Source organism: Tsukamurella soli (assembly GCF_039541155.1).
GTDB classification, from domain to species: domain Bacteria; phylum Actinomycetota; class Actinomycetes; order Mycobacteriales; family Mycobacteriaceae; genus Tsukamurella; species Tsukamurella soli.
Genome location: NZ_BAABFR010000215.1, coordinates 1 through 2183 on the forward strand (window position 1 = coordinate 1; position 2183 = coordinate 2183).

General features: G+C 71.4%; 1 protein-coding gene. It reads left to right on the forward strand.

All coding sequences use genetic code 11. The annotated features are described in order from the left end of the window. On the forward strand, positions 1–603 hold a 603-nt coding region (locus ABD908_RS27125; RefSeq protein ID WP_345001979.1), incomplete at its 5' end, for a glutamate ligase domain-containing protein. Positions 604–2183 lie beyond the last annotated feature (1580 nt).

Consider the following 2183-nt stretch of genomic DNA (forward strand, 5'->3'; position numbering starts at 1 on the left):
ACCGTCGGCGTCGCGCCGGAGACCGCGGGGGCGGCGCTGGCCGCGTTCCAGGTGGGCGCGCACCGCGCGGAGCCGGTGGCGACGGTGGACGGCGCTGTGTTCATCGACGACTCCAAGGCCACGAACCCGCATGCCGCGCGCGCGTCGCTGCTGGCACACGACCGGGTGGTGTGGATCGCGGGCGGTCAGCTCAAGGGCGCCGACGTGGGTCCATTGGTCGCCGAGACGGCGTCGCGGCTCGCGGGGGCAGTGCTGCTGGGCCTCGATGCGAGCGAGATCGCGGCCGCATTGGCGCGACACGCGCCGGATGTACCGGTCGTTCGCGTGACTTCGGGCGACGATAGTGCAGTGCCCCAAGTGACTGATGATGCGCGCCTTTCTCCTGTGACAGTTGTTGCTGATGCGTCGGATGCGGATGCTGTGATGGCGACCGCGGTGCGTGAGGCGGCCCGCCTGGCCGCCGAGGAGCGCCACTCGTCCGGCGCCGCGCCCGTCGTCCTGCTGGCACCGGCGGCGGCGTCGCTGGACATGTTCACCGGTTACGGGCACCGGGGCGCGGCGTTCGCCGCGGCTGCACTCGCGCTGCCGGGGTCCCACCGGTGAGCCGCCCGACGCGGCCGGCCGCCGGCCCGGGCATCGACTACAACAACCCCGCATTCCTCGCGGCCGCCGCGGGGGAGGCGGACGAGCGCGATACCGTCGACGCCCCCGAGAGTTCGGAGTTCGACGCGCAGAACGACGAGTCGGACGGCGACGCGCACGCGGACTTCGACGACGAGTACTCCGACGACGAGTACTCGGACGACGCGGGCTACGAGCCGCGCCGCGGCGCGGGGGAGTTCGTGCGCGACGGAGCGTCGTCGGTGCGCACGGCGGTGTCGAACCTGTTGCTCGCGCTCGACCGGCCGCTCGCGTCGTTCCACCTGGTGGTGGGCCTCACGTTCGTGCTCACGGTGATGGGCGTCATCATGGTGCTCTCGGCCTCGTCGGTCGAGGACTACACCGCCAACGGCACGGCGTACGGACTGTTCGTGTCGCAGCTGACGTACGCGGCGCTCGGCGTGGTCGCGTTCCTCGTCGCGCTGCACCTTCGGGTCACGCTGCTGCGCCGCGTGTCGCTCGCCGCGATCGTGGTGTCGGTCGGGCTGCTCATCGCCGTGCTCGTCCCGGGTATCGGCCACGCCGTCGGCGGCGGTCAGCGGTGGATCGGCCTCGGCCCCATCACGGTGCAGCCGTCCGAGGTGGTCAAGGTGGCGCTGATCCTGTGGGGCGCGCACCTGCTCGCCGACCGCGCTGTCGGCGCGCCGATGAAGCAACTGGTGCTCCCCCTGGTCCCGGTCGCGGTCCTGGTCGCCGGCCTGATCGCGCTCGAGCCCAACCTCTCGACGGCGATCATCATCGCGATCCTGGTGGGCACGATGCTGTACTACGCGGGCCTGTCGGTGCGGATCTTCGTCGCACTGATCATGGCCGCGTTGGGCGCCGCGGTGATCCTCGCCTTCACCGAGGGCTACCGCTCGGCGCGGGTGCGATCGTTCGTCGGCGGCTGGACGGGTACCGCCCGCGACACCCTGGGCGCCGACTACCAGCCCACCCAGGCCAAGTACTCGCTCGCCGACGGTGGCTTCTTCGGCGTCGGCCTGGGCGGCTCGAAGGCCAAGTGGAGCTACCTGCCCAACGCGCACAACGACTTCATCTTCGCGATCATCGGTGAGGAGCTCGGCTACGTGGGCGCCGCCCTGACCATCGGTATGTTCGCGTTGCTGACCTGGGTGGGCCTGCGCATCGCCCGTCGGCAGGCGGACCCGTACCTGCGTCTCGTCGCCGCCACCATCACCACCCTGATCGCCACGCAGGCGATCATCAATATGGGCTATGTCGTGGGCCTGCTGCCGGTCACCGGCATCCAGCTGCCGCTGCTGTCCGCGGGCGGCAACTCGATCATCCTGGTCCTGTTCCTGTTCGGCCTGCTGGCGAGCGCGGCGAGACACGAACCCGAGGCGATCGCCGCGCTCAGCACGGGCCGCGACAGCAGGTTCGGCCGGTGGATGCGGCTGCCCAAGCCCAGGCCGTACGTCGCGCCCTATCGCGCCACCCCGGACCCGCGCCGTGCGCCCGACGCCCGCCGCGCGACCGACCCGCGCCGTCCCAAGTCGGATCGTAGCCATGTCGTTCTGTGAGCC